This is a genomic window from Acaryochloris marina MBIC11017 (assembly GCF_000018105.1).
Taxonomy (GTDB): domain Bacteria; phylum Cyanobacteriota; class Cyanobacteriia; order Thermosynechococcales; family Thermosynechococcaceae; genus Acaryochloris; species Acaryochloris marina.
In genome coordinates, this window is sequence record NC_009925.1 from 3133552 (window position 1) to 3160206 (window position 26655).

General features: G+C 45.8%; 26 protein-coding genes. 15 read left to right on the plus strand and 11 right to left on the minus strand.

All coding sequences use genetic code 11. The features are described 5' to 3' along the window. Position 1: 1 nt before the first annotated feature. Positions 2 to 1405 (minus strand): folate/biopterin family MFS transporter, encoded by a 1404-nt coding sequence (locus AM1_RS14100; protein ID WP_012163527.1) that lies wholly within the window; start codon positions 1403 to 1405, stop codon positions 2 to 4. Positions 1406 to 1605: 200 nt separating this feature from the next. Between AM1_RS14100 and AM1_RS14105 the strand changes: the two genes are divergently transcribed. Then, entirely contained in the window at positions 1606 to 2121 is a 516-nt protein-coding gene (locus AM1_RS14105) for a hypothetical protein (RefSeq protein ID WP_012163529.1), read from the plus strand. A 246-nt stretch (positions 2122 to 2367) separates the two neighbouring features. Here the strand turns inward: AM1_RS14105 and fabG are convergent, their stop codons facing one another. Further along, positions 2368 to 3063 carry a 3-oxoacyl-ACP reductase FabG gene (gene fabG, locus AM1_RS14110; RefSeq protein ID WP_012163530.1) on the minus strand — a complete coding sequence of 232 codons (696 nt, stop codon included), beginning with the start codon at positions 3061 to 3063 and terminating at the stop codon, positions 2368 to 2370. A gap of 213 nt (positions 3064 to 3276) precedes the next feature. Here fabG and AM1_RS14115 point away from each other — a divergent pair, with 213 nt between their 5' ends. Next, entirely contained in the window at positions 3277 to 3945 is a 669-nt protein-coding gene (locus tag AM1_RS14115; protein WP_012163531.1) for a hypothetical protein, read from the plus strand. Positions 3946 to 4058: 113 nt separating this feature from the next. Here AM1_RS14115 and AM1_RS14120 read toward each other — a convergent pair whose 3' ends face one another. Further along, positions 4059 to 4574 (minus strand): hypothetical protein, encoded by a 516-nt coding sequence (locus AM1_RS14120; RefSeq protein WP_012163532.1) that lies wholly within the window; start codon positions 4572 to 4574, stop codon positions 4059 to 4061. A gap of 144 nt (positions 4575 to 4718) precedes the next feature. On the opposite strand from AM1_RS14120, the gene AM1_RS14125 reads away from it, so the two are divergent. Together AM1_RS14125 and AM1_RS14130 are read left to right on the plus strand one after the other, a co-directional pair. After that, complete coding sequence (locus AM1_RS14125) at positions 4719 to 5051, plus strand: 2Fe-2S iron-sulfur cluster-binding protein (RefSeq protein WP_012163533.1); 333 nt, start codon at positions 4719 to 4721, stop codon at positions 5049 to 5051. A gap of 72 nt (positions 5052 to 5123) precedes the next feature. Then, positions 5124 to 6512 (plus strand): aldehyde dehydrogenase, encoded by a 1389-nt coding sequence (locus tag AM1_RS14130; protein ID WP_012163534.1) that lies wholly within the window; start codon positions 5124 to 5126, stop codon positions 6510 to 6512. An 8-nt stretch (positions 6513 to 6520) separates the two neighbouring features. Here the strand turns inward: AM1_RS14130 and AM1_RS14135 are convergent, their stop codons facing one another. The 3 genes from AM1_RS14135 to gyrA all read right to left on the minus strand — a co-directional run bounded on the left by AM1_RS14135 (position 6521) and on the right by gyrA (position 10780). Next, positions 6521 to 7129, minus strand: coding sequence for a macro domain-containing protein (locus AM1_RS14135; protein ID WP_012163535.1), 609 nt, complete (start codon positions 7127 to 7129; stop codon positions 6521 to 6523). Positions 7130 to 7146: 17 nt separating this feature from the next. Continuing rightward, positions 7147 to 8043, minus strand: a complete 897-nt coding sequence (locus AM1_RS14140; protein WP_012163536.1) for a hypothetical protein — start codon at positions 8041 to 8043, stop codon at positions 7147 to 7149. Between the two features lie 121 nt (positions 8044 to 8164). Next, entirely contained in the window at positions 8165 to 10780 is a 2616-nt protein-coding gene (gyrA, locus tag AM1_RS14145; protein ID WP_012163537.1) for a DNA gyrase subunit A, read from the minus strand. A 427-nt stretch (positions 10781 to 11207) separates the two neighbouring features. On the opposite strand from gyrA, the gene AM1_RS42180 reads away from it, so the two are divergent. From AM1_RS42180 to AM1_RS42185, 3 genes are all read left to right on the plus strand, one after another. Next, complete coding sequence (locus AM1_RS42180; protein ID WP_012163538.1) at positions 11208 to 11372, plus strand: hypothetical protein; 165 nt, start codon at positions 11208 to 11210, stop codon at positions 11370 to 11372. 97 nt (positions 11373 to 11469) lie between these two features. Next, positions 11470 to 11823 carry a hypothetical protein gene (locus AM1_RS14155; protein ID WP_012163539.1) on the plus strand — a complete coding sequence of 118 codons (354 nt, stop codon included), beginning with the start codon at positions 11470 to 11472 and terminating at the stop codon, positions 11821 to 11823. Then, complete coding sequence (locus AM1_RS42185) at positions 11820 to 11969, plus strand: hypothetical protein (protein ID WP_012163540.1); 150 nt, start codon at positions 11820 to 11822, stop codon at positions 11967 to 11969. The genes AM1_RS14155 and AM1_RS42185 overlap by 4 nt, the downstream gene beginning before the upstream one ends. Positions 11970 to 12006: 37 nt before the next feature. Here the strand turns inward: AM1_RS42185 and AM1_RS14160 are convergent, their stop codons facing one another. From AM1_RS14160 to AM1_RS14170, 3 genes are all read right to left on the minus strand, one after another. Next, a complete protein-coding gene (locus AM1_RS14160) occupies positions 12007 to 12657 on the minus strand; it encodes a DUF3386 domain-containing protein (RefSeq protein ID WP_012163541.1) in 651 nt (216 codons plus the stop codon). A gap of 172 nt (positions 12658 to 12829) precedes the next feature. Next, entirely contained in the window at positions 12830 to 13945 is a 1116-nt protein-coding gene (wecB, locus tag AM1_RS14165; protein WP_012163542.1) for a non-hydrolyzing UDP-N-acetylglucosamine 2-epimerase, read from the minus strand. A gap of 158 nt (positions 13946 to 14103) precedes the next feature. After that, positions 14104 to 14475: a hypothetical protein gene (locus AM1_RS14170; RefSeq protein ID WP_012163543.1), complete on the minus strand. Its 372-nt coding sequence runs from the start codon at positions 14473 to 14475 to the stop codon at positions 14104 to 14106. Positions 14476 to 15421: 946 nt separating this feature from the next. Here AM1_RS14170 and AM1_RS14175 point away from each other — a divergent pair. The 3 genes from AM1_RS14175 to AM1_RS14185 all read left to right on the plus strand — a co-directional run bounded on the left by AM1_RS14175 (position 15422) and on the right by AM1_RS14185 (position 18583). Beyond that, the gene (locus AM1_RS14175; RefSeq protein WP_012163544.1) at positions 15422 to 16777 is read left to right on the plus strand and encodes a type IV pilus twitching motility protein PilT; all 1356 of its coding nucleotides are present in this window, start codon (positions 15422 to 15424) and stop codon (positions 16775 to 16777) included. A 62-nt stretch (positions 16778 to 16839) separates the two neighbouring features. After that, the gene (locus AM1_RS14180; protein WP_012163545.1) at positions 16840 to 17658 is read left to right on the plus strand and encodes a circadian clock KaiB family protein; all 819 of its coding nucleotides are present in this window, start codon (positions 16840 to 16842) and stop codon (positions 17656 to 17658) included. Between the two features lie 196 nt (positions 17659 to 17854). Then, positions 17855 to 18583, plus strand: a complete 729-nt coding sequence (locus AM1_RS14185; RefSeq protein WP_012163546.1) for an HAD family hydrolase — start codon at positions 17855 to 17857, stop codon at positions 18581 to 18583. A gap of 17 nt (positions 18584 to 18600) precedes the next feature. Here the strand turns inward: AM1_RS14185 and AM1_RS14190 are convergent, their stop codons facing one another. Then, positions 18601 to 20961 carry a tetratricopeptide repeat protein gene (locus AM1_RS14190; RefSeq protein ID WP_012163547.1) on the minus strand — a complete coding sequence of 787 codons (2361 nt, stop codon included), beginning with the start codon at positions 20959 to 20961 and terminating at the stop codon, positions 18601 to 18603. A gap of 429 nt (positions 20962 to 21390) precedes the next feature. On the opposite strand from AM1_RS14190, the gene AM1_RS14195 reads away from it, so the two are divergent. The 3 genes from AM1_RS14195 to AM1_RS14205 all read left to right on the plus strand — a co-directional run bounded on the left by AM1_RS14195 (position 21391) and on the right by AM1_RS14205 (position 23503). Beyond that, entirely contained in the window at positions 21391 to 22449 is a 1059-nt protein-coding gene (locus AM1_RS14195; RefSeq protein WP_012163548.1) for a D-alanine--D-alanine ligase family protein, read from the plus strand. 179 nt (positions 22450 to 22628) lie between these two features. Then, complete coding sequence (locus tag AM1_RS14200; RefSeq protein WP_041660896.1) at positions 22629 to 23027, plus strand: DUF3592 domain-containing protein; 399 nt, start codon at positions 22629 to 22631, stop codon at positions 23025 to 23027. 38 nt (positions 23028 to 23065) lie between these two features. Next, positions 23066 to 23503: a DUF3592 domain-containing protein gene (locus AM1_RS14205; RefSeq protein ID WP_238549256.1), complete on the plus strand. Its 438-nt coding sequence runs from the start codon at positions 23066 to 23068 to the stop codon at positions 23501 to 23503. A 27-nt stretch (positions 23504 to 23530) separates the two neighbouring features. Here the strand turns inward: AM1_RS14205 and AM1_RS14210 are convergent, their stop codons facing one another. Continuing rightward, positions 23531 to 24844, minus strand: a complete 1314-nt coding sequence (locus AM1_RS14210) for a D-alanyl-D-alanine carboxypeptidase (protein WP_012163551.1) — start codon at positions 24842 to 24844, stop codon at positions 23531 to 23533. A gap of 177 nt (positions 24845 to 25021) precedes the next feature. On the opposite strand from AM1_RS14210, the gene AM1_RS14215 reads away from it, so the two are divergent. Further along, a complete protein-coding gene (locus tag AM1_RS14215) occupies positions 25022 to 25663 on the plus strand; it encodes a hypothetical protein (RefSeq protein ID WP_012163552.1) in 642 nt (213 codons plus the stop codon). A gap of 191 nt (positions 25664 to 25854) precedes the next feature. After that, a complete protein-coding gene (gene aac(3), locus AM1_RS14220; RefSeq protein ID WP_012163553.1) occupies positions 25855 to 26604 on the plus strand; it encodes an aminoglycoside 3-N-acetyltransferase in 750 nt (249 codons plus the stop codon). Positions 26605 to 26655 lie beyond the last annotated feature (51 nt).

Sequence of the window (26655 nt, forward strand, 5' to 3'; positions counted from 1 at the left end):
TTCAATTACGAGGTTCAGTAACAAGTTCAACAGCGAGAGACTCAGCTAAAAGCGGCTCGACAGGTGGATTGATATTCAAAGCAAGGTCTTGATCTAAGACATCCGTACCTTGGTCTGGCAGCCAATTCAGGAGTGGTAGAGGTAAGAGGGTGCTGAGATTGGCAATAATCACCAGTAGCCACAACTGCTGGAAATTGGTTTCTGTAATGCCCAGTCCATGCATAATCAGGGCACCAGATTCATGGGACAGTAGGCCAGCTAGATTACTCACAGACATCAGCAAAGCAAACATCGTGGCTTCAATACCCGGAGGACAGAGGCGCGCGGCTAACACTAAGACAGGCATATAGGCAATTTGCCCCATCACCGTCAGAATCAGGCTGTCGCCCAGGCTAAACCACTCGTCACTAATGCCTAAGTTCCGGTTAGCATGGGTGACCAATAAGAGAGTGGTCATGCCGAGAGCTGCAGCAATTAACGTGCTCCATAGGAAGATGCGGCGCACGGGAACGGCTTTGAGATAACGCTGAAACACCCAGATACCCAGCAAGGCTGCCAGACTCGTCACCAGTCGCACTCGACCGAGAAATTCCGGCTCAAAGCCTAAATCATTGGTGGTGAAGAAGAAAAATGCGGCTTCAGAACTGGGGGTGGCTTGCCAGAGAAAGACGAAGATAACCGGCAACAAAATCTGTTTTTGGGTAATGGCTTGCCAGAGCTGGCTAACTTGCTGCTTGGTGGAGTCTAGGTTGATTTGAGTGTCAACTTTGGGGTCTGCAATCAGCCCAGCAATTGCAGAAACCAGCAGAGGAAAAGTGGCTGTGATCCAAAAAACGCTTTGGGTACTCATATGGGCTAAGAGCCAGCCGCTAAAGTAGGCGGTCAGTATCCCGCCCAAGGCGGTGGCAGACCAGCAGAGGGATTGCAGCGATCCGGCATCACTCTGAGATTCTTGTCGAACCCGCTCAACCACGAGGGAGTCAACAATCACATCGCTGATGGCGACGGACAGAGAGCTGAGGACAATGGCAATGGTAGCGGCTAGAGAGGTATGAACAATGCTAGCCATGCCTGCCCAGGCTAGGCATCCCAGTATCCCGGACAAGACGAGATATGAGCGGCGACGATATCCGAAGATGGGGACGCTATCGGACACAAACCCAAAGATGGGCTTGATCACCCAAGGGAGCGCAGCAATTCCCATCATGGCGGCGACTTGAGCCGGGGTTAAACCGAGGTCGTCTTTTAAGAAGAAGCTGACGGCTAACCGCGCTAATCCCAAGATGCCCTGGACAAAATAGACCATTAATATGGCCAGTAGCTCAGGTGTGGGATCTTGACCATAAAAGACGTTTTCTTTTAGGAAATCGCGCACCGAGTCGAGTCTCGACTGAGATACAAACATTGATATTTGTAAACTATTATCAATGTTTGTATCATACCCTGATTTCTTAGGTTGATTCCTATGTCACGACCTTTAGCCATTCCCAATCGTGTTGAATTAAGTCGAACCAAAGTCTGGTTTCAATTCTGTGGAGTTTGACGTTGATGCTGTTGGGTGGATATGCCAGATTGCAGACAGAGTATTCTTGATTTTTAGAATTCATGACAATAGCAGTGAGCTATCAAGAGCGGTTCCTGAGTTGTTTGGAACCAGGAGATGATCCTGAGTTTTGGAAGATTGCGATCTCAACCCTATTTCAAGACGTGGTAGCAGAGTTAGACGCTTGTCCGACCAAGAGACCCGTTTATGCTCAGCTAGGTGCTTGTTCTCATTGGTTGCGGCCTCACCAAACCCGCTGGAAAGCTGCTGGAGGATTTGCTTGGCCAACCGGTTATGGAGGCAGCGGATTCTCAAGGTTAGGGCTACCAGAGTTTGATTGGTCTATTTTGATGGTTTGGGATGTCGGTCAGCGAACTTGGCTTCCCGTAGACAAATTTCACGAAAAGCGGAGATTTCTATTCAGGGCTGCTCTGCCTACTCGGACCAAAAGACACTTACAAGCTGCAGCGCATACCGTATGGGTGCCGGGTAAACCCTCTCAAGCAGATCAAAAATCTACGATGTTCTATGGTTTTCGAAAAGTGAATGAACAATGGACCTGCGTGACTCATGACTAGTATCTTTGGCGAGCACTAAAGGTCATCTTCGTACCAAGTGACAGCTTTAATTTTCATGATCTTGAAGAAGCAATCTGGGAGTGTGGTCAGTGAGTTCAGTTGAGCTGCTATGACGAGATGTAGATTGTTTGAGGACCATTGCCGCAGCGAGATATCAATAGTGCGATTAGCAATACGCTTCACCTTTAATAGGTGTGAAAAGAGAATTTATAGGTGTGAAAACGTTTTTGATGGCTGGTAAACAGATTAAGCATTCCCGTATACAGGAATAGCGGCACCTCTAACATCCTGGGCGGCATCGGAGGCGAGAAAGCAGATCACGTCTGCTAAAGATTCGGGTTTAACCCATTGGTCGGCGTTGTTTTCACCCATGGCTTCTCGATTCGTAGGGGTATCAATAATGCTAGGCAACACGGTATTAGCAGTGATGTTGGTGCCTTTGGTTTCATCTGCGATCGCTTTCGTTAATGCCACCACTCCTGCCTTGGCAGCACAGTAAGCGGCCAACTGCCCTCCTGGATCAACCGCTCCTCTAGATCCGACCGTGACAATCCGGCCATAGTGATGCTGCAACATCCGCTTAAGGCTATGTTTGCAAACCAAAAAGGTAGTGTTTAGGTTCAGGTTCAAATCTCGCTGCCAGTCTTCAAAAGCATATTCATGGGTTTTGCCCATGGAAAACCCACCGACTAGATGAATCAAAGCATCCACTCGATCCATGCCTTCCACGAGTTCTGCGACTGAGGCTTCTTTGCCCAGATCGGTGGGGACAAAATGGGTTCTGACTAATTCTGCGGGAGAGAGGATATGCTTTAGTCGCTCAACTTCGGATTCAACGATGTAAGGCAGCGTTACTTCTGCCCCGGTGGCTAGGACTTTTGGTGTCACACCTAGTCCTAGTCCGCCTGTACCACCCGTGATTAATACTTGACTATTTCGCATATCGTTGCAGCCTCTATCTTTTGAGATGGATGAGCAATCTTGTTAAAAAGTATTTGATATCAAAGTTACAAGCTTCACAAGCTAAAGGATAGTTCTGATCAACAAAGTGGAACAGTTAGTTAGAGAGGGCTGCCATTCCCTTGGGAATTTCTATCCTTCAGGCTGAATGAAATTTCTCGTGAAAGTCAGGATGAGCCTGCAATTTGAGTTGAAATGCTAGAGACTTTTGTCGACACCATCAATACGCAAGACTTTAGTGAAACGGGATTTATAGAGATTTTGTCTGTTCAACAGAGAAAAAATACGGGGCATCTGAACATAGCGCTGAAGCTACAAATGGCTATTTTGTCAGAACCTGGGGTAGAAATGACGGAGTATTGGCGTTTGGATTTAGAACAAGTGCAAGCAAATTCAATCTCATTGGGTTATTCACGACACAGCCATCTGTCGCCAGAGCATTGTCTTTTATGGTGTTATCAGCAACCCATAAAGTCTGTGGTGATTCCTAATCCTCTAGAAGAGGCTGAAATAAACTACCTGCTTGGTCGTTGGTATTGTATCCATCAAGAACGAGTGGGGACTTGGATACCTTTCAAGATCAGTAAATATAAGTTGTTGCGAGGTGGTTATGTCATTGCCCAAGCTCCAGAAACCCTGATCTTGGACTATCAAACAGTTCTGGATGAAATGGAGATAGACTATTCTGCTTATGTCTCTGACTTACCGTCATGGCACGACAGTAATCGAGGATGGGTTGAGGAGAAAAAAGACTTTCAGATACTGACGTTTGATTCGTCTTATGTCATTGCTGCTGACATATCAGCTAAGTGTTTTTCGACACGGTATGGAAGTGCTGAATGGTATGGAAGTAGCGAAAATTAACATCTGATTTTTTCCTGAGACATCAGCATGCCAATTGCCATAAAACCTCTGTGCGATTCCTGTGCTCGCTGTAATTCCCTGGGTAAAACTTGGAATATGTCTAGGGCTTGGCTTTATGGATAGTCACTCAGGCAGAGTTGTTGCAGCCGTTGAGATAAGGTTGGCAGATCAAGCGTCTCAAACGTTCGATTGATGGTCTGGATGCTTTCAGGTATCTCATCATGGGTTAAAAACATGTTTCCCATAAAGCCTGGAAGTTGGGCAAAGCGTTGGGGACCTAAGCCATAGGCGAGAATTGCACCAATTGAGCATTTGTTGATGCTGAGAATATCAATACAGTTGTTCGAGCTAAAATGGAAGCCATTTTTCCCTTCTGGGGTCGCCAGAGCGTTCCATAATGTTTGGAAACTCTCGATCATAAAGGCTAAGACGAAGTGGTTATAAATGTCACCTGTTCCGTTCGTCCAGTCTTGAAATAGGTGATCGGGATTCTGCTGCCACTTCTGTAGAACAGATTTGGATTGAGTTGGCAAAGTAGCTGACTTCACAGCTTCCTCAAATAAAGGTTGCAAAATTTGCTCATCTCGTTCGGAAGGATGGCATATAAGCCAAGAATAGTCGGTACTCATAGGGATGAATTTTTAGAATATTGGGGTGCTCTGCCTAAAGAAGTCCGTTCTACCACAGCTCTTAAGGGTGTTGCTCTGCAAAAAGTACAGAATTTGACTTCTCAGTACAGTTAAGAATGGCGTCTCAAAAAATCATGTCTGACTATGCCCCAAGTTACAGCTCAAGGGAAAACGTTTTCTTGCCCCGTTGGCGCTAATTTACGTCAAGTTCTACTGGAAAACCAAGTCGATCTCTACAATGGTCAAGCGCGGCTGATTAACTGTCATGGCATTGGCACCTGTGGGACTTGTGCCGTGGCGATTATGGGTGATGTTTCAGAGGTGAATCGACGCGATCGCATGCGTCGGTCCTTACCACCCCATGATTCGCAACGCGATCTGCGGCTGGCTTGCCAAACCAAAGTGTTAGGCGATATTACCGTCACTAAATTTGATGGATTTTGGGGACAGGGAACCACTCCTGAATGGTCTGAGTGACTTAAAAACTCCCATAAAGAGTAATAAAACTGATTATCCTGAAGATGGATGCTTTCCCTGGAGACCCCATCAATGACTGCCCAACTCACCACCTCTCCAATTCAGAAATTGGTTGCTGCTCAAAGAACGTATTTTGAGACGGGGCAGACAAAATCCCATGAATTTCGGTTAGCCCAACTCCAAAAGCTGCGGCAAGTGATCATTGAGCGTCAAGATGACATTGCTGCTGCTGCGAAAGCTGATCTAGGGCGTCCAACCTTTGAGGCTTATTTTGAAATTGCGGCCTTAGGAGAAATCAAGGTCGCTATCAAACAGCTAAAGACCTGGATGAAGCCCCAGCGCGTCGCTACGGGAGTCGATGTCTTTCCTGGATCGGCCTGGATTCAGCCTGATCCGCTAGGTGTGGTCCTGGTAATTGCGCCCTGGAACTACCCCTTTTCTCTCCTGATTAATCCGTTAGTAGGTGCGATCGCAGCAGGAAACTGCTCGATTCTCAAACCCTCAGAACATGCTCCTCATAACGCTCAGGTTGTGTCTAAGCTGATTGGTGATACCTTTCCTGAAAACTATATTGCGGTGGTTGAAGGGGAAGCAGACACCAGCAAACAGTTGTTGGCCGAGAAGTTTGACCATATTTTCTTCACCGGAGGCACTGCCATTGGTCGAGAGGTAATGAAGGCAGCGGCGGAAAACCTCACCCCGGTCACCCTAGAACTAGGGGGTAAAAGCCCTTGCATTGTTGATTCAGAGATTCACTTTGAGCATGCAGCGAAGCGGATCATTTGGGGCAAATTTATTAACGCGGGTCAGACCTGTGTAGCCCCCGATTACTTGCTGATTGACCACACCATCAAAGATGAGTTTGTTACCTATCTCAAGCAAGCCGTTCACAACTTCTATGGTGAAAATCCTGCCAATAGTCCTGACTTTGGTCGACTCATCAACCAGCGTCATTTCAATCGACTGACCCAGTTTCTAGACAATGGTGAAGTGATTGTTGGCGGTCAAACCGATCCAGAAGCTTGCTATATTGCACCGACGTTGATCGATCAGGTCACTTGGGACGATCCAATTATGCAGGAAGAAATCTTCGGTCCCATTTTGCCGATTTTGACCTACAACACTTTAGATGAAGCGATTGCTCAGGTAAATGCCCGTCCTAAACCCTTGGCTCTCTATTTCTTCTCCAAAAATGAAGACAAGCAGCAACAAGTGTTGACCTCAACGTCATCGGGAGGGGCTTGTATCAATGAAACGGTCCTGCATGTCGGGGTTGGCACCTTACCGTTTGGAGGGGTCGGTCCTAGTGGTATGGGCAGCTACCATGGCAAAGCCAGTTTTGATACATTTTCCCATCAAAAAAGTGTTTTGAAACGAGCTTTCTGGCTCGATCTGGGCTGGCGATATGCGCCCTATACGGTCAAAGGCTTAAATCAAGTGAAGCGGATTGTGACGGGTTAGAACGCACATTAACCTCCTCCAGCACCAATCGCATTGTGGCGAGTAATGGCAAAGGGCCAGCTAATCATCTCTGGGGGATGCCAGAAATTTTTATAAGCCAGTGCCATCTGTTTAGCCGCTCGCTCAAAGGGCATTTGACCCGTCGCCGTTCCTAAACCTGGACAAGCAACACTGCGAATTGGTTGCGCATGGGATTGGTTGTGATGCCAAATGGCTAACAGCATGGCCCACATGGCTTGGTAGACATTATCGGTCGTGGCAATTGGCATGGGCACCCGCATCGTTGGCGTATGGGCCAGAAAGGGATGTTGGGGATGATGAGTCTCAATAATAAATGCAGTACCTACGGGTTGCTCGCCCCGAAAGTGCTGAAGGATACAGGTTTGTACTCGATCCATTAGATCCAGGCCAAAGTAGCGTGTAATGGCTCCATCGACGCCACCATCCATCAGGCCAAATGAGTTGCCAGCACTCACCATACAGTCATATTGGGAGAGATCTTCAAACCGACCGTTGATGATGTCAACCTGAGATTGCCCTTCAAATTTGAGCTGCCATTGCTCGCACAGTTCGGGAATAGGATCGACCAGAATGAGTTGTAAGTCGGTTAACTGCATACATTCTTCCTCTGAACTTAGCAGCCTCTAGGTGGATAGTAGAGAGTGGGGCCTACAGTTGCAGACCACCAGGGAATCCAGCCTTCATGGAACTTGAACGTTTCTTCAGTGCCACAAAAATCACGGGGAATACTGATTCGGACTCGCATCCAGTTTCCCTGTATTTCTAACGGTTCGATACCATAGTCTCTGCCCGATAAATCTGACTGCAAGGTGAAAAGTGTAGGACTGGAAGCACTAGGGGGGGACTTCAGCGAGATAGAAGGTGAAAGTTGTTCTCGCTTGTACAAATAACCCCTGTTACTTTTTTGGGCAGTATCCACAGGTTGAAAGAGGTCTTTCCAGTATTGGACGACCGGTGGATATTGTTGTTGAAAATGGTCTTTTCTCACCCAGGCCGTCCCATCGCGATCTCCTTCGGGATGCGCATATTGAATCTGAAACCATCCCTCTGGCGTTTCTTGCAAGACGATAAAGGCATAAGTTTCATAGGACGTCTGCACCATATTGGGCTCAAACTCTAAAAATTGGGCTGTAGAGCCCGATAGATCGACGACCAATTTTCCTGTTAGTACTCCCCACTGTTTACCTTGTGCGGAATTGTACAAAGGTAAGCAAAGCCGATTTAACCACTCATCTCCAGGATTAGAAACAGCTATATTTCTCGAAGATGGATCTGATTGTGAGCGACGTTCAACTAAAAAGCCGATACCCCAATTGGGCTGAGCGGGTTTCCGATTGAAGCTTTCCCCATTAGACATTGGTATCCGACTGTTATCCCATGAACAGTGCAGTACGTCAGTTTCTTCAGCGATGGATCGAGGAGATTGAAGCTGTTCCGCTTGTTCATCACCAGAGACAGGCACCGTATTTTGGCTAGGTCCCTGTTCACAGGCGATAGACAGTAGTGCCATGCCCAACAATATCCACACGAAACGGTATTCGTAACAGTGTTGTTTTGTTACGGGCTTTAGCATCTACGGATCAAGAGCGGCACTGAGGAACAGATTCTTAGATGGCATTGTTTCCTGTGAATTACTCTAATTCAGTTTCACCTTCCTCATCAGAGAGATCCTCGGGGGGGACTAGCGCAACTGCCGCAATATAGTCATCTTCATCCAATCGTTGGACTCGGACGCCAGTAGCTGCGCGAGACTGGGATGAAATATCTGTTACCGCTTGTCGAATCACAATGCCTCGGCTAGTGACCAACATCAACTCATCTTCAGCATTGACGATCCGAAGTGCGGCTAACTGATCGGGCGTCTTCAGCTTTTTGAACTTGGTAGCGGTGACCCCTTTACCGGCCCGATTTTGCAGCCTGAATTGAGCCACAGGCACCCGCTTACCAAAGCCATTGGTGGTAATGACTAAGACCCAAGGTCCGGGCTGTTCAACGGTTTCAGATTCTTCTTCATTGCCGTCGTCCTCGACCAAAACATCTGGATCATCCGTCTCTTCATCGTCTGCATCCGTTGCGTTGCCTAATGTCTCTACAACGGCACTCGATAGGATGTCCATACCGATAAATTCATCGCCTTCCCGCAGACGCATGGCCCGTACCCCTCGCGTAGCTCGTCCTAAGGGCCGAAGCTGTTGATGATCCGCCCGGAAATGGATGGACATGCCTCGGCGAGAGCCAATGACGATACTGTCTTCTGCTCGGGTTAACCGCACCCAGCGCAGTAAATCTCCTTCTTCTAGGGAAATGGCAATTAGGCCATTGGCCCGAATATTGCTGAAGGCCGCTAGAGCAGTTTTCTTGATAAAGCCGCCAGCAGTCATCATAACTAGATATTCGTCTTCACTAAATTCGCTGACGGGGATGACGGAGGTAATTTTTTCTTCTCGCGGAATGGGTAAGAGCTGCACTAAAGGCACACCCCTGGCTGTGCGGGAACTGACGGGGATTTGATAGGCACGCAGGCAGTATACGACGCCGCGATCGCTAAAAAATAACACACTGTCATGGTCGCAGCAGCCAAAGAAATGCTCTACCGCATCATCTTCTTTAATTTTGGCCCCGGCTCGACCTCGAGTGGCTCGGCTTTGAGCATTAAAGGTATCCACAGGCATCCGCTTCACGTAGCCCTGTTCTGTCACCAAAATCACGGCCTGATCGTTGGCAATCAGGTCAATATCGTCTAGGTCTGCTAGATTAGCCTCAATTAAGGTGCGACGGGGGCTGGCAAACTTGGTTTTAAGTTCGGTGACTTCCGTTTCGATAATTTCTAGCACTCGCTCGCGACGGGCCAGAATATCTTCTAGATCAGCGATTCGCTCTTGTAAATCTTGATGCTCTCGCTCGATTTTTTCAGCTTCTAAAGCAGTGAGTCGGCGAAGCTGCATTTGCAGAATGGCATCGGCCTGGGTATCAGATAGCCCAAATCCATCCATCAGTTCTTGACGAGCTACTGCAGAATCTGCCGCTTGGCGAATGAGCTGAATGACTGCATCTAGATTGTCTAAAGCAATGAGTAATCCCTGTAACAGGTGATCGCGTTCTTGGGCTTTGCGCAGCTGGAAACGAGTGCGGCGCAAGATTGCATCTTCCCGGAACTCCAAAAAGACGCTCAGGAACTGCCTTAGGGTGAGAAGCTGCGGATCGCCGCCCACTAGCGCCAACATATTGGCCCCAAAATTCGTTTGGATGGGGGTTTGTTTATAAAGATTGTTAAGAACCACCTGGGGATAAGCATCCCGCTTCAGTTCAATCACAATCCGCATCCCGTCGCGATCGCTTTCATCGCGAATATCTGAAATGCCTTCTAAGCGCTTGTCATTGACGTTTTCGGCAATTCGCTCAATCAGGGCAGCTTTATTGGTTTGAAACGGTAGCTCTGTGATGATAATGGCTTCCCGATCAGGACGCCCAGATTGTTCTAAGGTTTCAATCTCAGCCACCCCACGCATGGTGATGGAGCCACGGCCGGTGGTATAGGCTTCACGAATACCAGCTGTTCCTAAAATCCGGCCCCCTGTGGGGAAATCGGGACCTGGAATGATTTTCATCAACTCCAGATCGGTAATCTCAGGATTATGAATGAGAGCCACTAGGCCATCAATGACTTCTCCCAGATTATGGGGAGGAATATTGGTTGCCATTCCCACCGCAATCCCTGAAGATCCGTTGATTAAAAGTTGAGGGATGCGAGCAGGCAGAACGAGAGGTTCTTGTTGTGACCCATCAAAGTTATCGCCAAAGTCAACGGTTTCTTGCTCAATATCGGGTAGAAGCGAGTCCGTACTGAGGGCCTGTAAGCGACATTCTGTATATCGCATGGCCGCAGGTGGATCGTTATCAATCGATCCAAAGTTTCCATGGCCATTAATCAGAGGCATGCGCATGGAGAAGTCCTGCGCCATGCGTACTAAGGCGTCATATACCGCCGTATCACCATGGGGATGATATTTACCCAATACTTCCCCAACCACACGAGCGCATTTCCGGAAGGGGCGATCAGGGGTTAAACCCAACTCATACATGGCGTATAAGATACGTCGATGCACGGGTTTGAGGCCATCTCTAGCATCTGGCAAGGCCCGACCAACAATGACGCTCATGGCGTATTCCAGGTAGGAGCGCGACATCTCATCCCGTAGATCTGTGAGAATAATGCGGTCCTGCGCTGGATCAGAGGAGAAGGTCATATGGTTTGAAAAACTCCTAAAAAGATGCTTAGTTGAGAAATAGCTTGATCAATAACGACTTACCATTAATATCATTAAAAAATTAAGCTATTTACCCCCGATTACAGCAGTTATTCTATCATGTTTTGATGCTTGACGGCTCCATTTGCAGTGTTGGCAATAGCTCACAAAGTTTGCTCCTAGTCTTGCTTTCAAAGATTGCTTACATAATCAATTCTGACCCGTAAAGTAATTCACTAGAAATCTGTAAATATTAAATGGCCTTGCCTGTAGATTTTGCTAACTACAACGGTTTTTTAAAGTGACGTAGAGTAAGGACATCTTTGCAGAAAAATAATCTTTTTTCAGAATTTGCGGCGGATTATGACCCGTATTGAGTGATGGGCTCTGCTCCCGTTATCGATCAGCGATGTTCAGGTTTAATCCCATGTCCATCACTCAAGATTGGATGGGCACAGAATGGGCTTTGAGGCAGCGCATTCGCCAAGAGTTTAAGGCACTTAAAGTTGAAAATGAGACGGATGAAGAGACCGGATTTGGAATCGGTTTTGGGGTTAGCGATGCTCTACCTTTGACCTCATTCAGAGAATGATCGATCAAACTCATGAATTTGGGAATTCGCATATTCTAAAGTCTGGTTTGATACTGATCTCCTTGAGTTAAAAATTGAGATTTCTAACGGCATCTCATTGTTTGCCAATCAAGTTTATATTCAACAAGAGACCTTGACGATGGTGGTGTCTGATCTAAAAGTCTTCAGGACTCAGGTCCATGGGGGGATTCTGGATGTCTGTCTGGGATCGTTTGGTCCAGAGTATTCTGGCGGAGCATTTGATGCTCGATTTCACTTTCAGAAATTAGGACAGCTCTACATTACTTGCAGGCAGCAATCTCAGTTTACAGACTTTCCGCTTCGGCTGGTTGCTGATGAAGCTACAATCCACTTAAAAACCGAACCTGTGCTGCTAGATTATTTCATTGTTGGTCTCACAGCGTTGTATATGGGGAATCCTGCTGAAGCTTATTTGGAGGCCATCCCATGACGGTGGAGTCTGATGGATACCTCACTTCACCCTTGTTTATGTTTGAAGATCTTGTCTGGTTGCGAGTATGTGGGATGGTTACGCAAAAACTTCTGCCAGAATTGAACTGGATCTTTGAAATTCTCTCTACCGCTCGGTCAGAATAATTTTGATAGTCCTTAAAACTTCAAAGAAGATTTCTCTCTAAACGGCTGCAGGTTGTAATAGCTTCACGTTGGAAAACTGGATATCGGTAAGGGATGTTTCGCCTTGCTCATGGGTACGGACCACCTGACGTGTCATCACGTAGTAGCTACCCACAGGTTCATAGGTATCCTCGAATTCCATTTGCCGAATAATCTCATTGGTTTTGGGATTACGGAAAACAGCGGAATAATCAGAAGAAATATAACCTGCTCCAGTCTCTAAGCTTTTTTTGTGGTGAATGATGAAAGCCATGCGTCCCATCACCCGGCTAACTAGAGAGATTTGCTTTTCGCGAACGCAGTAATTTGACCCCATTGCATCCCCTTCAACAATAATCTCTTGAGAACCAGACGAATCGAGTTTTCCGAGGGTAAAGGTGCTCGAGCCGTGAGCTTTGTCGAACGGAGTGTGTTTTCGATGGGTAATCACATCTCGCATTTGGGTATATAGAGATTCTTGGATCGTTTCGTCTACGATATCCATAATCTCGACTTTTAGGTCGGAAGCTACGCGGATTTTACCGGTGTGAACTTCACCCCCTTGTCTAAGTTCAACGTCAGCGACATAGCCGGGGAAATCACTATCCCAGGTATAGCGATTCTCATAAGCTGCACGAAATAAATCACGAGCTTGGGTCTGAGCGGCCATTACATGAAGTCTCCTTAACTTGTTTCGCGCGTTAGACTTTTTTCCAGTCTAGACTAATTTTTGGCTCAACCATCGTCATTATGGCATTTGGGGTGGTCATCTCTCTAGGGTCTAAGGGCTCTTTATCTGCATACATCAATTGAGAACCTATGAAAATCTAGAATTTCGGAAATTAAAGCTGCAGAAAATCTTGAATAGCGGTGATGATCCGTTGGGACGCTTGTCCATCTCCAAAGGGGTTAATGGCTTTGGCCATATCGTTGTAAGCCTCTTCATTTTCTAAGAGCAGGCTAGCTTCGGCCAAGATTTTTTGGGTACTGGTGCCGATCAGCTTGGCGGTACCGGCTGTCACGGCTTCAGGTCTTTCGGTGGTTTCTCTTAAGACTAAGACAGGTTTACCAAGACTGGGAGCTTCTTCTTGCAACCCTCCAGAGTCTGTCAGTAACAGATGACATCGCTGAATAGCACCGACTAAATCAGTATAGTCCAGAGGCTCAGTTAAGAAAATGCGCGGATGGTTCCCCAAGATTGCCGTTAAGGGCTCTCTAACGGTTGGGTTACGGTGGAGCGGCAGAATTAGTGCGGTATCAGGAAATTTGTCTAGAACTTGGAGGAACCCCTGGGCAATATCCTGTAAGGGGGCGCCCCAGTTTTCTCGACGATGAACGGTTGCCAGAATGGTTCGATACTGGCTCCAGTCTAAATTGGGAATATTGCAGGAGGGGTGTTTGTCCGCGACGGTCAGTAGGGCATCAATAACGGTGTTGCCAGTGTGGTGAATCGTTCCTGTAACTCCGGAAGCTTTTAAGTTTTCTACAGCTTTAGTGGTAGGTGCAAAGTGGAGTTGGGTGATTTGAGAGATTAAGCGCCGGTTAGCTTCTTCTGGATAAGGGTTGTAGATATTATCAGTGCGTAAGCCTGCTTCAACATGGCCGACAGGAATTTGTTGATAAAAGGCGGCTAGGCCTGCAGCAAAGGCAGTTGTTGTGTCTCCCTGTACTAGAACCGCTTTGGGGTGTAGTTCTTGTAAAAGGGTCTGTAGTCCTTGCAAACTCCGACAAGTGATGTCAGCTAAAGTTTGTTTGGCTTGCATGATATCTAAGTTATGGTCAGCTTCGAGATCGAAGATTTGCATCACTTGGTCGACCATTTCTTTATGTTGTCCCGTTAATAAGACTTGAGTGGCGAATCGAGCATCAGCCCGAAAGGCTTGAATGACGGGGGCAAGTTTAATGGCTTCTGGACGCGTCCCTAAGACGATACAGATCGGAAGGGGAGAATTTGGCATGCTGACGCTAGAAATGCATAAAGACCATACTACTGAAAAACCCGGTTAAACCGGGCTCAAGCTTCAAGATAACTCATGTTTATCGTAAAAGAGAGGCGCAGTGATCAATTACACTGCGCCTCTCTTTTGAATATTTTATTTTTTAGAAGATGTCGAAACTAGTTGCGATCGCAAGTCAACGGACAAGCAGCATAGATGGTGCTGCTGATGGGGTTAGCTTTGCCATTGAGCCAGCGTAACCAGCGAACTTCATGGGGGTGAATGCCTTTGAAGGTCAGCATTGCAGCACCTACCATAATCGCTAGAGCGTTAGCAGCTAAAATGCCACCTGCTACTAAGGCAACAGCGCTCATCGGTAGCACTGCCTGAAGTGCAACAGCGGTTAATGCTCCGCCAGTAGCCATCAAGACAACGAGTGGAAAACCCACCACGAGCCAACAAACGGTCAATGTGAATGTCCAGATCAAAAAACTCTTAGCAATAAACACAAAGCTATGTTGCTTTAAGTGAGAAGCTTCAGCCAATGTCATTTTTAATTCCTCCCGCCAACCAACAGCGACTAAAAAATATATGTCGTCAAAGTCTTAATTCAAGTTTTTTTAGTATAAAGAATGAAAGTATCAAAACCGGTTGATTGTTCAACATTATTTACATTAGGGCAAAAATGTTAAGATAATATTAATCTCTAATATTCTGAAATCTTACGCTAATCGACATATTTTTGAATCCTTGAAATCCTTTCTGGGATTAGGTTTTATCTAATTTTATAGGTTTGAATTAAGACAAGATAAGTTGATGTATGCAGGCTCCTCCATTGATCCCCATCATTAACTTAGTTTATATATCCCCCTCTTTCTCTCAGGTTTATCCTATGAATTCCTGGTATTACTGGCTTCAAGCAACAAGATTTTTGGCCTTCTGAATCCCGCTCGACGTCTAGGCGCACCCTCAAAGACCGAAAACTCGTGGGAATGGAGGATGTTTATATTTAGGCCGAAAAAAGATAGCGTGAGTATTAATACATGGGTATAAATAACTACTAACCCATCAAGAATTTTTGAATATTATGACTAGTTGTCTAAATGACTATCGTTGATTAGCTAGCGTTATGAATCCTTGGTGACGGGGTAACACCGTTATGTTCCTGTATAGAACGTGTAAGACAGCTATCCCGCTGTCGATCCTATGTTTGCTGTATGGCAATTGGGACAATTAGCTACTTTTATATAGAAGAAGGGGAGTCATAGGCGCTGCTTTATGATGATGGAGTCTTCTCTGGCCTCACGATATTCAGTCAGTGATTGAGACGTACGTCTTGGTAATTCCAGGCAAAACGTTAAATTTTTAGCGTTGATGGTGAACACTCTTTAACAAACCATCAGTTGCAAATTAAGTAAGATTGCCCCTTTTGGCTTCATCGTTGAGCACTGAAGAGTATTCAAACCAGTATGTCCATCGCTTGAGATAAGTATTGCTATGACAGATTACCAGCGTCCACCCTTTCCACCCCCACCCGCACCTTTACCAGCGGTTCCCCCTCCTCCTCATCGTGATCAACGCTCGGAAGGAGACGCGATGGAAACCGAAATGATTGCCACCCCTACGAAAGTGGTGCCGACAAAAGTGGTGAGCGCACCCCCCCCTCAAGCAGCTGAGGAACCCACTGCTTTTCCTCAAACTCAACCCTATGCTGGATATGGGCAAACTGAGGTTGATAATGGTGAGCCGACTCAATCGACATTACAAATGCGAGGTCGACCTCCGGGAACTGGCGTGACCTTGGAACAACTGGTTCGTGAAGCCTTTGAGAATAACTTTTCGGATATTCACTTAGGCGTGGGTGAAGTCCCTCGCTTTCGAGATCGCGGTCGCCTAGAAATGTCTCGTCATCCTGTTACAGATGACACGACCTTCGAATATTGGTTGGAAGAAATTTTAACGCCTGAAGAAATCCAGCGGTTTCATGCTGAGCAGGAATACGATGGTGCCACTCAATACGATGGCATGGCTCGGGTTCGAATCAATATTTTTGTCAGTCTAAAAGGGCCATCGATGGTCATGCGATTGATTCCTTTAAAGATTTTGACCTTAGAAGATCTCAATCTCCCCCTCGTGTTTCAGGATTTGTGTCACTACCACAAGGGTTTAATTCTGGTAACGGGACCCACCGGATCGGGTAAATCCACGACGATGGCAGCCATGGTTGATTACATCAACACAGAAATGCCGAAACATATTATCTCCATTGAAGATCCGATTGAATTCGTCCATCAAAGTCGCAAAGCGATGATTCGCCAGCGGGAAGTGGGAATTCATACCAAGAAATTTGATAACGCCCTAAAAGCGTCCTTGCGTGAGGACCCGGATGTCATTCTGATTGGGGAAATGCGAGATCGTGAAACGGTGAATACAGCCTTAAAAGCAGCCCAGACCGGTCACTTGGTGTTTGGAACCCTGCACACCAACAGTGCAGTGAAAACGATTGAGAGAATTCTCAACCTGTATAAGCCAGAAGAACAAGAACCCATGCGGGTCCAAGTGGCTGAATCCTTGGTGGCGGTGATTGCCCAATCTCTCGTACGAACCACCGATGGCAAACGAGCGGCGATTCATGAAATCATGATTAACACCGATGCCATTAAGGACTACATCCTACGCGGTGATGTAGAAGAAGTCGAGGCGATGATTCCACAATGTAGTTATGACGGCATGATTACGATGAATCAGTGTCTGCATAATCTCTACGAGGAAGGCCGCATTGATGAAGAAACGGCTCTGGAAATGTCTCCCAAGCCGAATGAAATGGCTCAAATCCTAAGAGGACGTATCTAGCCAGCATTGGAGAGGTTTGTTATAAGGTATCTGATAGGTCTCTGGTCTAACATGGACTGCTTGTGACTACTTTGCGATCGCAACCTCTCCCCTTTCTATATAAAGGTCTCGCCCTGTTTACACCGGGGGGAGACCTCATTTATTGTGTCGATCCCAGCAAACAAGGCCATTGGCATTTCCAGCTTTGTCAGGCCTTGCAAACGTTGCTGCATTTGCCAGAACCGCCCCTCTTTCTTGTTCCCTGCTATACGGCAACCTTAGATCGGTGGTTACATCCTCATACTCAACAGCTGCAAGTTTCAGCTGAAGCCTATCCTCTTGTGTGGCGATATCGCAGTTTGCTTAATGTGCTCTTTGGGTTGTCGGCAGAGCATTGGCATATGATATCGACCCCAGTGGAAACCTGTGATGCAGCCGTTCTCAATAGCTATAAACAGCAGTTTCCACAGCTGTGGAAAAATCATAATTTAGTGATTCGGTTAGATCAGGTTTCAATGAGTGCTAGTCCTAACGTTGATGCTCTGGATCCTGAACAGATAGATCCAGTTAAACCAATGAATCCTGTGGAGACTTTACAGGTTAGCGCATCGGAGGCGGATGTGTCTCAAGGCTATGTTTTGCGCCTATTTGTCGCTAGCCAGAATACCCGCACGAAAAGTATTTTAGAAAATCTACATCAGCTCCTCGATCAAGTGTTAGATGTCCCCTATACCTTGAAAGTGATTGATGTAGTGAAACACCCTGAGCGCGCAGAAGCGGATCAAATTTCAGCGACTCCCACTTTGGTTAAAGTTTGGCCACAGCCAGTACGAAGACTGGTGGGTGATCAATTAGAAACGGATAATGTGTTGCAATTGCTGGATGCTATAGAAACCCGCTAGAAAAACTGATTTGTGGATGGTGTTTCAAGAAGATTAAATCCCTGAAATCTAGAGATAAGTCATTCCCTACAAATATAGGGATTTTTGAAGAATTCAAATTTGTAGATTTATTGGATTCAAATAGTCTACAAATACGCTTTATTCACAATGGGTCTTCTGATACACTGGCTCGGCAGGGATAGGGATTCGCGCAGCTGTGACCTTGGATTGGATCTTTTTTGATTGCTTTAATACCCTCATTGATGATTTTGATCAAACGGGGGAAGAACTAGCCCTTCTTCCTGTCTATTCGCTGCCTGCTGAGGTCGGCTTATATACGTCTGCAGCTGAATTTCGACAACATTATCATGCTTGGCGAAATCGCCAATGGCAGTCTGAACATCGTGAAATCGAGATGGGCGATCGCTACCAGGCTGTACTACAAGAAAAAGTACCATCCATGTCTTTGGCAGAGCTGGGAAAAATAACGACAGAAATGGTTGCTCGGTTTCAAGCTTGTTATCAACAGTCGTTGCGTTTACCAGATGGTGTTAAAGACATGCTGGAATTTTGGCATGGGCGGGTACGGCTGGGTGTGGTTTCCAACTTTTATATTCAAGGTTGGCCCACGGAGCTGCTAGAGAGTTTTGGATTACGGTCTTATTTCGATTTTGTGGTGGATAGTGCAGCCTGTGGTTGGCGTAAACCGGGACCCCATATCTATGAACTGGCCTGCGATGTCGCAAAAGTCTCTCCAGTGGATCGCCACAAGATTTTGTTTGTAGGTGATCATCTCTTGAATGATGTGTTGGCGCCTCAAGAGTTAGGAATGCAGGGTCTCTTTTTTGATCGTTCCCAGGTCCGCCCTACCTATGCGCCTTCGAAAGAAGGCGTGAACTGTATTACTGAGTGGAATCAATTTCGGGCTGATTTCTGCATAAATTAAGAAAGTTAGATTTGAGTCTAGTTGAAGAATTCTTCTAATTTTGTTAAGTCAGCTTTAGCTTTGTCCGGATGCCCCATATCGAAGTAAATCTCTGCTCGTGATTCATAGGCCCATGCATTGTTTGGATCGATGGAAAGGACTAAGTTTAAGTCTTTAAGTGCTTCTGGGTAACGTTCTTGCTGCTGGTATAGCAGCGCTCTCTTCATTAAAGTGTCAGTATTCTGAGGCTTGATTTTTAAAGCTGTGTTGTAGTCCTGAAGTGCACCATTGTGGTCACCCATATTTTGTTTTGCGTTGCTTCTTCTCATCAAAGCTTCAATATTTTCTGGATTTTGCTTGATTTCTTGCGTGGCTTTAGCAATTTTGGGCAACCACCGTATCTCGTTTCCTTTTTGGCGATCTGCTTTAGCTTGATTGAGGTTTCCCGCTAATTGATGAGCTTGGCTGCGAAGATAGTATGACTCAAAGGTGTTAGGGAATTGATTTATAACCAAGTTTGCATCCGCAATACTGCCCTCTATGTCTTGGAGAGCTAATCTTGCGTACCCTCGCCTCAGATAAGCTGTTGAATCATGTGGATTGTTCTGAATTTTTTGGGTTTCTGTCTTGATTTCCTGACGCAAGGATGCTTTATTTTGCTGAGATGCATATTGTTTGAAGTTTTCTACAGACCGGCGAAATTGGGCTTCGCGTTTCTGAGATTCTGATTTTCCTAGGTCTTGAACAATCGCTTCAAGTTGACGTGGCGAGAATAATGAGTAAATTCCTCCACCAATTCCGACCACTAAACACAAAAGATAAATGATCGATAATCCTATGCGTGATAGCCAAGGTGCAGTCTCAGTCCGCTGCAGTTCAAGGATGCCAGATGCGATCGCTTTTTTCTGAGCATAGGAAAGTTCGGGTGTGTCCTTCAATTTGGTAAAAATAAGCTGGGCTGCAGCTGCTTCATCTGGCTCAGGTATCTTTCGTAAGTCTTGTCGTAATTCAGACCTCCAGCGAGCTATCTTAAAACTTGCTGGAATAGATGCTGCAATGACGATACTGAAGATCAACATCAGTGGATTTGATAATCCCAGTAAACAGAGCACTAATGCGCCAAAGCTTTTGTACATGCAACCCAGATAAGGATTGCGTGAAAAGACCAATAAGTCTGCAATTTGACCACCATCTAAGGGATAAATAGGCAAGAGATTAAATAGATTTAAAATAATTAATATAATGCTTGTTTCTTTCCAAATACTTTCATTCCAATTGCTGAAAAAACTGGTAGATTCCTGACTAAAATTACCGACGATCGCGATACCGAGTCCTAGAATAAGTCCTGGTAATGGACCTGCTAGAGAAATCCAAAACTTTTCTGTGAGCGAAGCATTCTCTTTGCGGGCTGTAGCTAATGCCCCTAAGAAAGGGATAAATAAAACGGAGGGTGCGCTATAACCAAATAGCAGCATTGCTAGTAGGTGCCCTCCCTCATGTAGGATAATTGCACCAATAAAAATAAGTAACGCTATGGGTTCAAATTGAGTTGCAAAACTTGCTGTAAATGCAGCGAGCGATGCAAGAACTATCCATTTTGATTGACCTTTAGTCTCAGCTGTTTTTGATGCTCTTGACTCTAGAAATGTCTGGACTTCATACTCAACCTGAGTATTTTGATTAATTGTAGGAGTCGTTCTGTTATCTTTTGGTGAAAACCAATTTTCCAATACAATTTTTATGGCAAGTCGGACAGCATTTTTAAAAGAGTGACGATAGGTCTTTCCTTCTTCTATCCAATGGAAGTTGCCACTATTCACACAAAAGGTGATATGAGCTTTGTAGTGTTCCATTAGCTTGGTATGAAAAGCGTCAGGTTCTAAAGCTATGGGAGAAACGGTACTCTTACTAAGCTGAGAATTGTGAGCCTGAAATAAATCATTTATGGAAGCATGGACCAGATTTTGCTTTATTTCACTGGGAAAAGGCTTAAAAGAACCATAGTTTTTGGCATTAGTTGTAAATAAAGCAGTACTATCCTGTAAGAAAGTAACCATCTCAACAATGCTAGTTTGTTGCATCTCACAAAAAGGTTGCAGGGCAAATAAACTGCAATATTTTGAAGAAGTTGGGTCTTGAAAGCGTAATTCCCATGCAGGTGGTTCGTTTTGGGTTATAAAAATATGATAGTAACTAATAAGTTTGAAATTTAAGCTCTGCAACTCCTGTATGTAATCCTGGAGTGCCTCACGAATGATTGGAGGTAATTCTTCTGGATCTGCAAGCTCAAATTGTGGGCATGTTTGAATGCTCTGTGTGCCTTTATAGCTGGCATAAGCGATCCAAGCTAGAAAAAAGATCAAGCCAACAAATAGTGCTAAGGCTATATCGGACAGCATATCAATAACAGAAAAAAGTGAGGAAGGATAAAATTCTCTAGAGAGACCTAACTTAGTTTTCCCAGCTATTCTTTTTAGAAAGCATTTATAGATGCTTTTTATAACTCATACTAGATTGATGGTTATCGATGTTAATATTTGTCAGATTTTTTTGATCGAATGCTGATAGACTTTTGAAGTTTTATAGATCTTCTGTTATTTATTGATCCACATTATTATGTGGTGAGTCTTACTATTCTGGCTTGAGTAGTTGGTATTTGAAAAGGCTTAAGAATGAGATCTGATGATCTAAATCAATAGTTTGTTATCAGCATTGTTCTGGTGGGGGAAAGGTAGAGTTGGAAGGTCTCTGATCACTAAGGTCTTTATCCTAGATTTATAAGTGGTTGTGATAGTCTATCTGGATTGACGTGTGCCTGGGAGTTAACTGTGGAGAAATTGCGAGTCGGTTTAGTGTTTGGGGGATGTTCGGGAGAGCATGAAGTATCCATTACCTCAGCGAAAGCCGTTTGCGGTGCACTTCAAACTGCGCCTAATCCCGATAAGTATGAGGTGATTCCCTTTTACATCCATAAAAATGGGTGTTGGCAAGCGGGGGAAGTGGCGAATCAAGTTTTAGAAATGGGGAAACCTCAAGATCAAGCGGAAGAAGGCAGTCGATGGCATTTTCCTGAGGCGGCAGCTTCTATCGATGTCTGGTTTCCGATCTTGCATGGCCCCAATGGGGAAGATGGCACGATTCAGGGGCTATTGCAATTGATGCAAGTGCCTTATGTGGGTTCTGGCGTGTTGGGTTCGGCAGCGGGCATGGATAAGATTGCCATGAAAACCGTGTTTGCAGCGGCGGGATTGCCTCAGGTGAAGTATGAGTCTGTGACTCGGGAGCAGGTCTGGTCTGATCCTTGTGTGTTTAAGCAAGTGTGCGATCGCATCGATGAAACCATTGGCTATCCCAACTTCGTTAAGCCCGCCAACCTCGGATCGTCCGTGGGCATTTCTAAGGTTCGATCTCGGCTGGAACTAGAAGCGGCTCTAGATAGTGCTGCTTCCTTTGATCGCCGCATTGTTGTAGAAGCAGGCGTAGTGGCTCGGGAAGTAGAATGTGCGGTTTTAGGGAATGGCCGACCTCGGGCATCGGTAGTGGGAGAAATTAGCTTTGATAGTGATTTCTACGACTACGAAACGAAATATACGGAAGGACGAGCGAGTCTGCAAATTCCAGCCCCATTGCCCGCGGATATCACCGAAAAAATTCAAGAGATGGCAATCAACGCTTTTATTGCAGTCGATGCGGCGGGCCTATCGCGGGTAGATTTCTTTTATGTGGAATCTACTGGGGAGGTGTTGATCAATGAAATCAATACCTTGCCTGGGTTTACATCAACCAGCATGTATCCCATGCTCTGGAGCGTTTCAGGCGTCGATTTTCCCAAATTAGTGGATCGACTGATTCAATTGGCTGTGGAATATCATGCTCCTGCCGATTAGCCCGGTCTGTAAGAAAAACGGTTTTTGGGTGGTGGATGATGATTTGGGATTGATCCGTCAACTGCTTGCTGTCGATTAATTAGATTTTTTTGAAAAGCAGTTTGGGAATAATAGGTATGAAGTCCCAGATTTGCAAACATCTACATACACTCCATCAGATGACTTTTATCAATAATCTTATGACTCTGATTTTTGTTGGAGTACCCGTTGTAGTGATGGTTTGGATATATTCCTGGGTGTCGAGGGCAGATGTTGTTGAAGGGCAAATCGTTGGGTTCGAGGTGACGACTAACGATGAAGGTGGCAATCGATTTAAGCCCAAAGTAGTTTACGAAATTGATGGCGAAACCCGAGAATTTACGTCTTCTTGGTCAGCTAATTTTACTGGATTTAGGGTAGGTGAAACCGTCAAAGTTTTCGTCAGCCGCAATCGTAAACTCACAGTGATTGCGGCTTATATGGAGCTTTATGGCGTACCGATATTCAGTATTGTACTTTTCCTCTTCCTCCGTTTAGGAGGCTTCATCTATCAATATTCAGATGCGATTTTTTACTTTTTGCATCCTCAATTGGTCTAATGAATGGACCTTAATTTACATTCAATAGGTATTTCAGTATGCGGCGTTGGCAAACTCAGACTATTATTGCAGCGTGTATTCTCTTAATGATTGGATCAGGCATCTTTGCCCTGTGGACTTTCGCTTGGGTTTCATTTGCTACCGTTGTGGATGGTCAAGTGGTGGAGATCATCACTCGCAGAGGTGAAGGTGGAAGATCTTATACTCCTAGGGTGACCTATACTCTGGATAATCAAGTACATGACTTTGTTTCCATTATTGGGTCGGCTTATCCGCCTCAATTTGAAGTTGGTGAGTCTGTGAAAGTGGCCGTTAGTCGTAACCGTGAACGGGAAGCCATTGGCTCTTTCCTACAATTATATGGAGTACCCACCATTTTGTTTCTGATTGGGCTGCTGCTAGCAGTAGAAATGGCGATTATCCAGGCTGGTGATCAGCTGCTGTACTTCTTGCATCCCACATTGAAAGACGAGTAGTTAACTGTGGCATACTTTGCTGCTGACTCAATTGGAGAGCACTATTTTGCTAGTAGTCGTCAGATTTTGTCGTGTAGGATTAGCCGTGATCAGATCAAAAGTCTTGTTGGTAGTTCCCCAGGACTGCATTAAGTTCTGAAGTAAAGTTTCTTGTTGAGCTCTGAACTGGTCCACATTACCTTCACCGTTAATGACTGCGAACCAGATGACCCCTTGATTTTTGGTGGGCAAGGCTCCAGCAATGGAACTGACACGATTCAAAGTGCCCGACTTCATCACGAATTTTTGGGGGAGAGGGCGTTCGTTATGAACCCCTGGATCAGTGCCGATGACAGCAAAAATATCTGCAATCGTCATTTCTTGAAGGTGCAATAGGTGAGCAATGGCCTGAAACATGCCGCAGGCTGCTCGGGGTGAGATACGATTGTCGACCCCTAAACCTGAACCATTGATTAATTGAATTTCTTGAGACGGAACTCCGGCTTCTTGGGCTGCCATTTGAGCTACCTGGGTAGCACCACCCACATATTCCGCTAGCATTTCGGACATGGCGTTGTTGCTGTACTGATTCATTTTTTTAAGCAGCTCAGCTACAGGGAGAGAGCGATGCTGAATCAATGGTTTGACTTGATCAGGGCGTGAGGCTGCAGTTTGGATGTTGCCTGCGATCGCAACCTCAGGTTTAGCCGTATCAGCTGGCAAGGTTTGGTACTGCGTTTGGGCTTCTGCAGGCCAGCGGGTGTGATCGAGTCCCTGCTGTAACAACGTTCCAGACGTAACGGGGTCGGGTTCATAGTTCATGTAAAACGGACCAACCACAATCAAATTGCCGCTAACGTTGCGAATCCCGTTTTGATTGAGGAGGTTACCGAGTGCGATCGCATCTTCCCACACAAAAAACGGATCAGCGCCTCCCTCAATCACCAAATCCCCGTTTAGTTCTCCATTCTGAAGGGTGCCGATATAGCCAATTTTGGTTTCAAATCGGTGATCGGGGCCTAACTTCTTCAATACGGCTAAGGAGGTAGCGACTTTAGTGATGGAGGCAGCCGGTAAGGGAATCGTGCCTTGATGGTTGGCGAGTAAGGTGTCTTGAGTTTGAATCCAGACTCCTTGACTCACTGTTGGTGCGCCTAACTGGGATAGGTATGTTTCGATCTGAGAATTAGCAACGGTTTCAGGATCAGCTAGCCCTAGCTGGAGCGGTGGTGGGGGTTCAGGAACGCTAGAAGTTGGCTCGGGTGAAGGAGAAGAAGAGGGCTGAATATCTGAGTTAGAGCAACCACTGATGATCAGGCTGAGGGCGATGAATATACAAGCAAGACGTGGGGGGCAGATCATAACGAGACAAAACTAGCAGTCGGCAATATTCCACATCTTATGATCTGGTTATCTCTTTCAGATTGAATGGATCAATCTATATTGGGGCTGATACGGCTTTGCGGAATGCAGCAGGAAACGGTTATCGCTACTCATTGAGTTTGGCGACCTATCCAACACTCAATATGGAGGCCTTTAATGGACCAAGCTTTAGTCTTTGGCAATACCTATAGGATTCTTGTGAAGGAACTGTTTGGTACCGAGCTAACCTCAGACTATGGTTTTCTGGATGGAGAAATTGCGATTATAGAGCAATGTTTGCGAGCAAAATTACCTTTAGCGCTTCGAGAGTACTATCAAGTCCTTGGGCGATTTGATCGGTTGAATACTGCTCACAATCACCTACTGACGTTGGATGAGATGTCGTTTTCAGGGTCAATGCTGCGGTTTATGGATGAGAATCAATCCGTCTGTACATGGGCCATACATCAAGCAGATTTAAATAAGCCCAATCCTCCTGTTTATCAAGGAAATCCTATTAGTCATCCTCGCTGGTACGATGAGAAGCTTCAGCTTTCAGAGTTCCTGACTCTCATGATTTACCAACAAGCTGTATGGGGTGGTCTTGAATTTATTGGCGACCACTGCAATTCATCACGACTCCTGCCTAATCTTGACTCTTCTTGGGTAAAAGTTTTTGACCATGCTGGACTCAGAATATGGAGACATGAAGGAATGCTGATATCGAATTTACGAGATGATGATTGTTGCATCTGTGCCACTGAGCATCCATCAAGCTTTGAATACCTTTTACAAGAGTTAGGTTTTGAGCCGCAATAGAGGGGGTCACTTCAAGTGCGGTCCATCAAGATCAGAATTTAAAAATTGCAACTTTGAGAGCCATCATGAAAGTGGCTCAATTGTCTGAAGACGACCTGCATTAAGGTTGAACGGATAGACCACAAGTTTAATACTCAAGACTGTAAGGCTTGTGATGGCAGAAGTGTGATCCAAGACGGACAAGGTAATAGTTGTACATATCATCTGAGCAACTAAAACAAGATCTGATAAATGTCGGTGTCTGTGCTGGCGATACGCTTATGGTCCATGCTTCACTTCGCGCCCTTGGACCCATCGACGGCAGAGCTGAAGCATTGGTAAGGACTGTGCTTTCAGTCTTGGGAAATCAAGGGACACTCGTCGCTTATGTCGATTTTGAACCGACGCCCGATATTCCTTACTTCGATCCGCAAAGGTCGCCAGCTAGTCAAGAATTTGGTGTCTTAGTTGAAGTGGTTCGGACTTGGCCGGGAGCGGTTCGTTCTCTTAATCCTGGTGCCTCCATGGTGGCGATTGGCGCTCAGGCTGAGTGGCTATGTCACGGTCATCCTCTGAACTATGGCTATGGTCCTGGTTCTCCCTTATCTAAGCTGGTGGAAATTGGTGGAAAAATTCTATTGCTGGGCTCGGATTTGAACAATGTGACGATTCTCCATTACGCCGAACATTGTGCTCGGTTGCCCAATAAGCGCGTGATTCAGCGGACCGATCGAATGCTTGTCGATGAGACTGTTGTGGATGTTGGCATCGAAGAATTCGATACGAGTGCATTGGTGATTGATGCAATGCCGACGGATTACTTTGCGCAGATTACCCAGGAATTTGTAGACGCTAGATATGCTCACACGGGCAGGGTAGGCAATGCACCCTCAATTCTTCTTCCAGCGCCAGAATTTGTATCCTTTGCGATCGCAAAAATGGAACGAGAATTTGGTGGGTGAGTGGTTCAATCAGTACTGGTCATTCTTCAACCCTTTGTAGGGATAAATTTT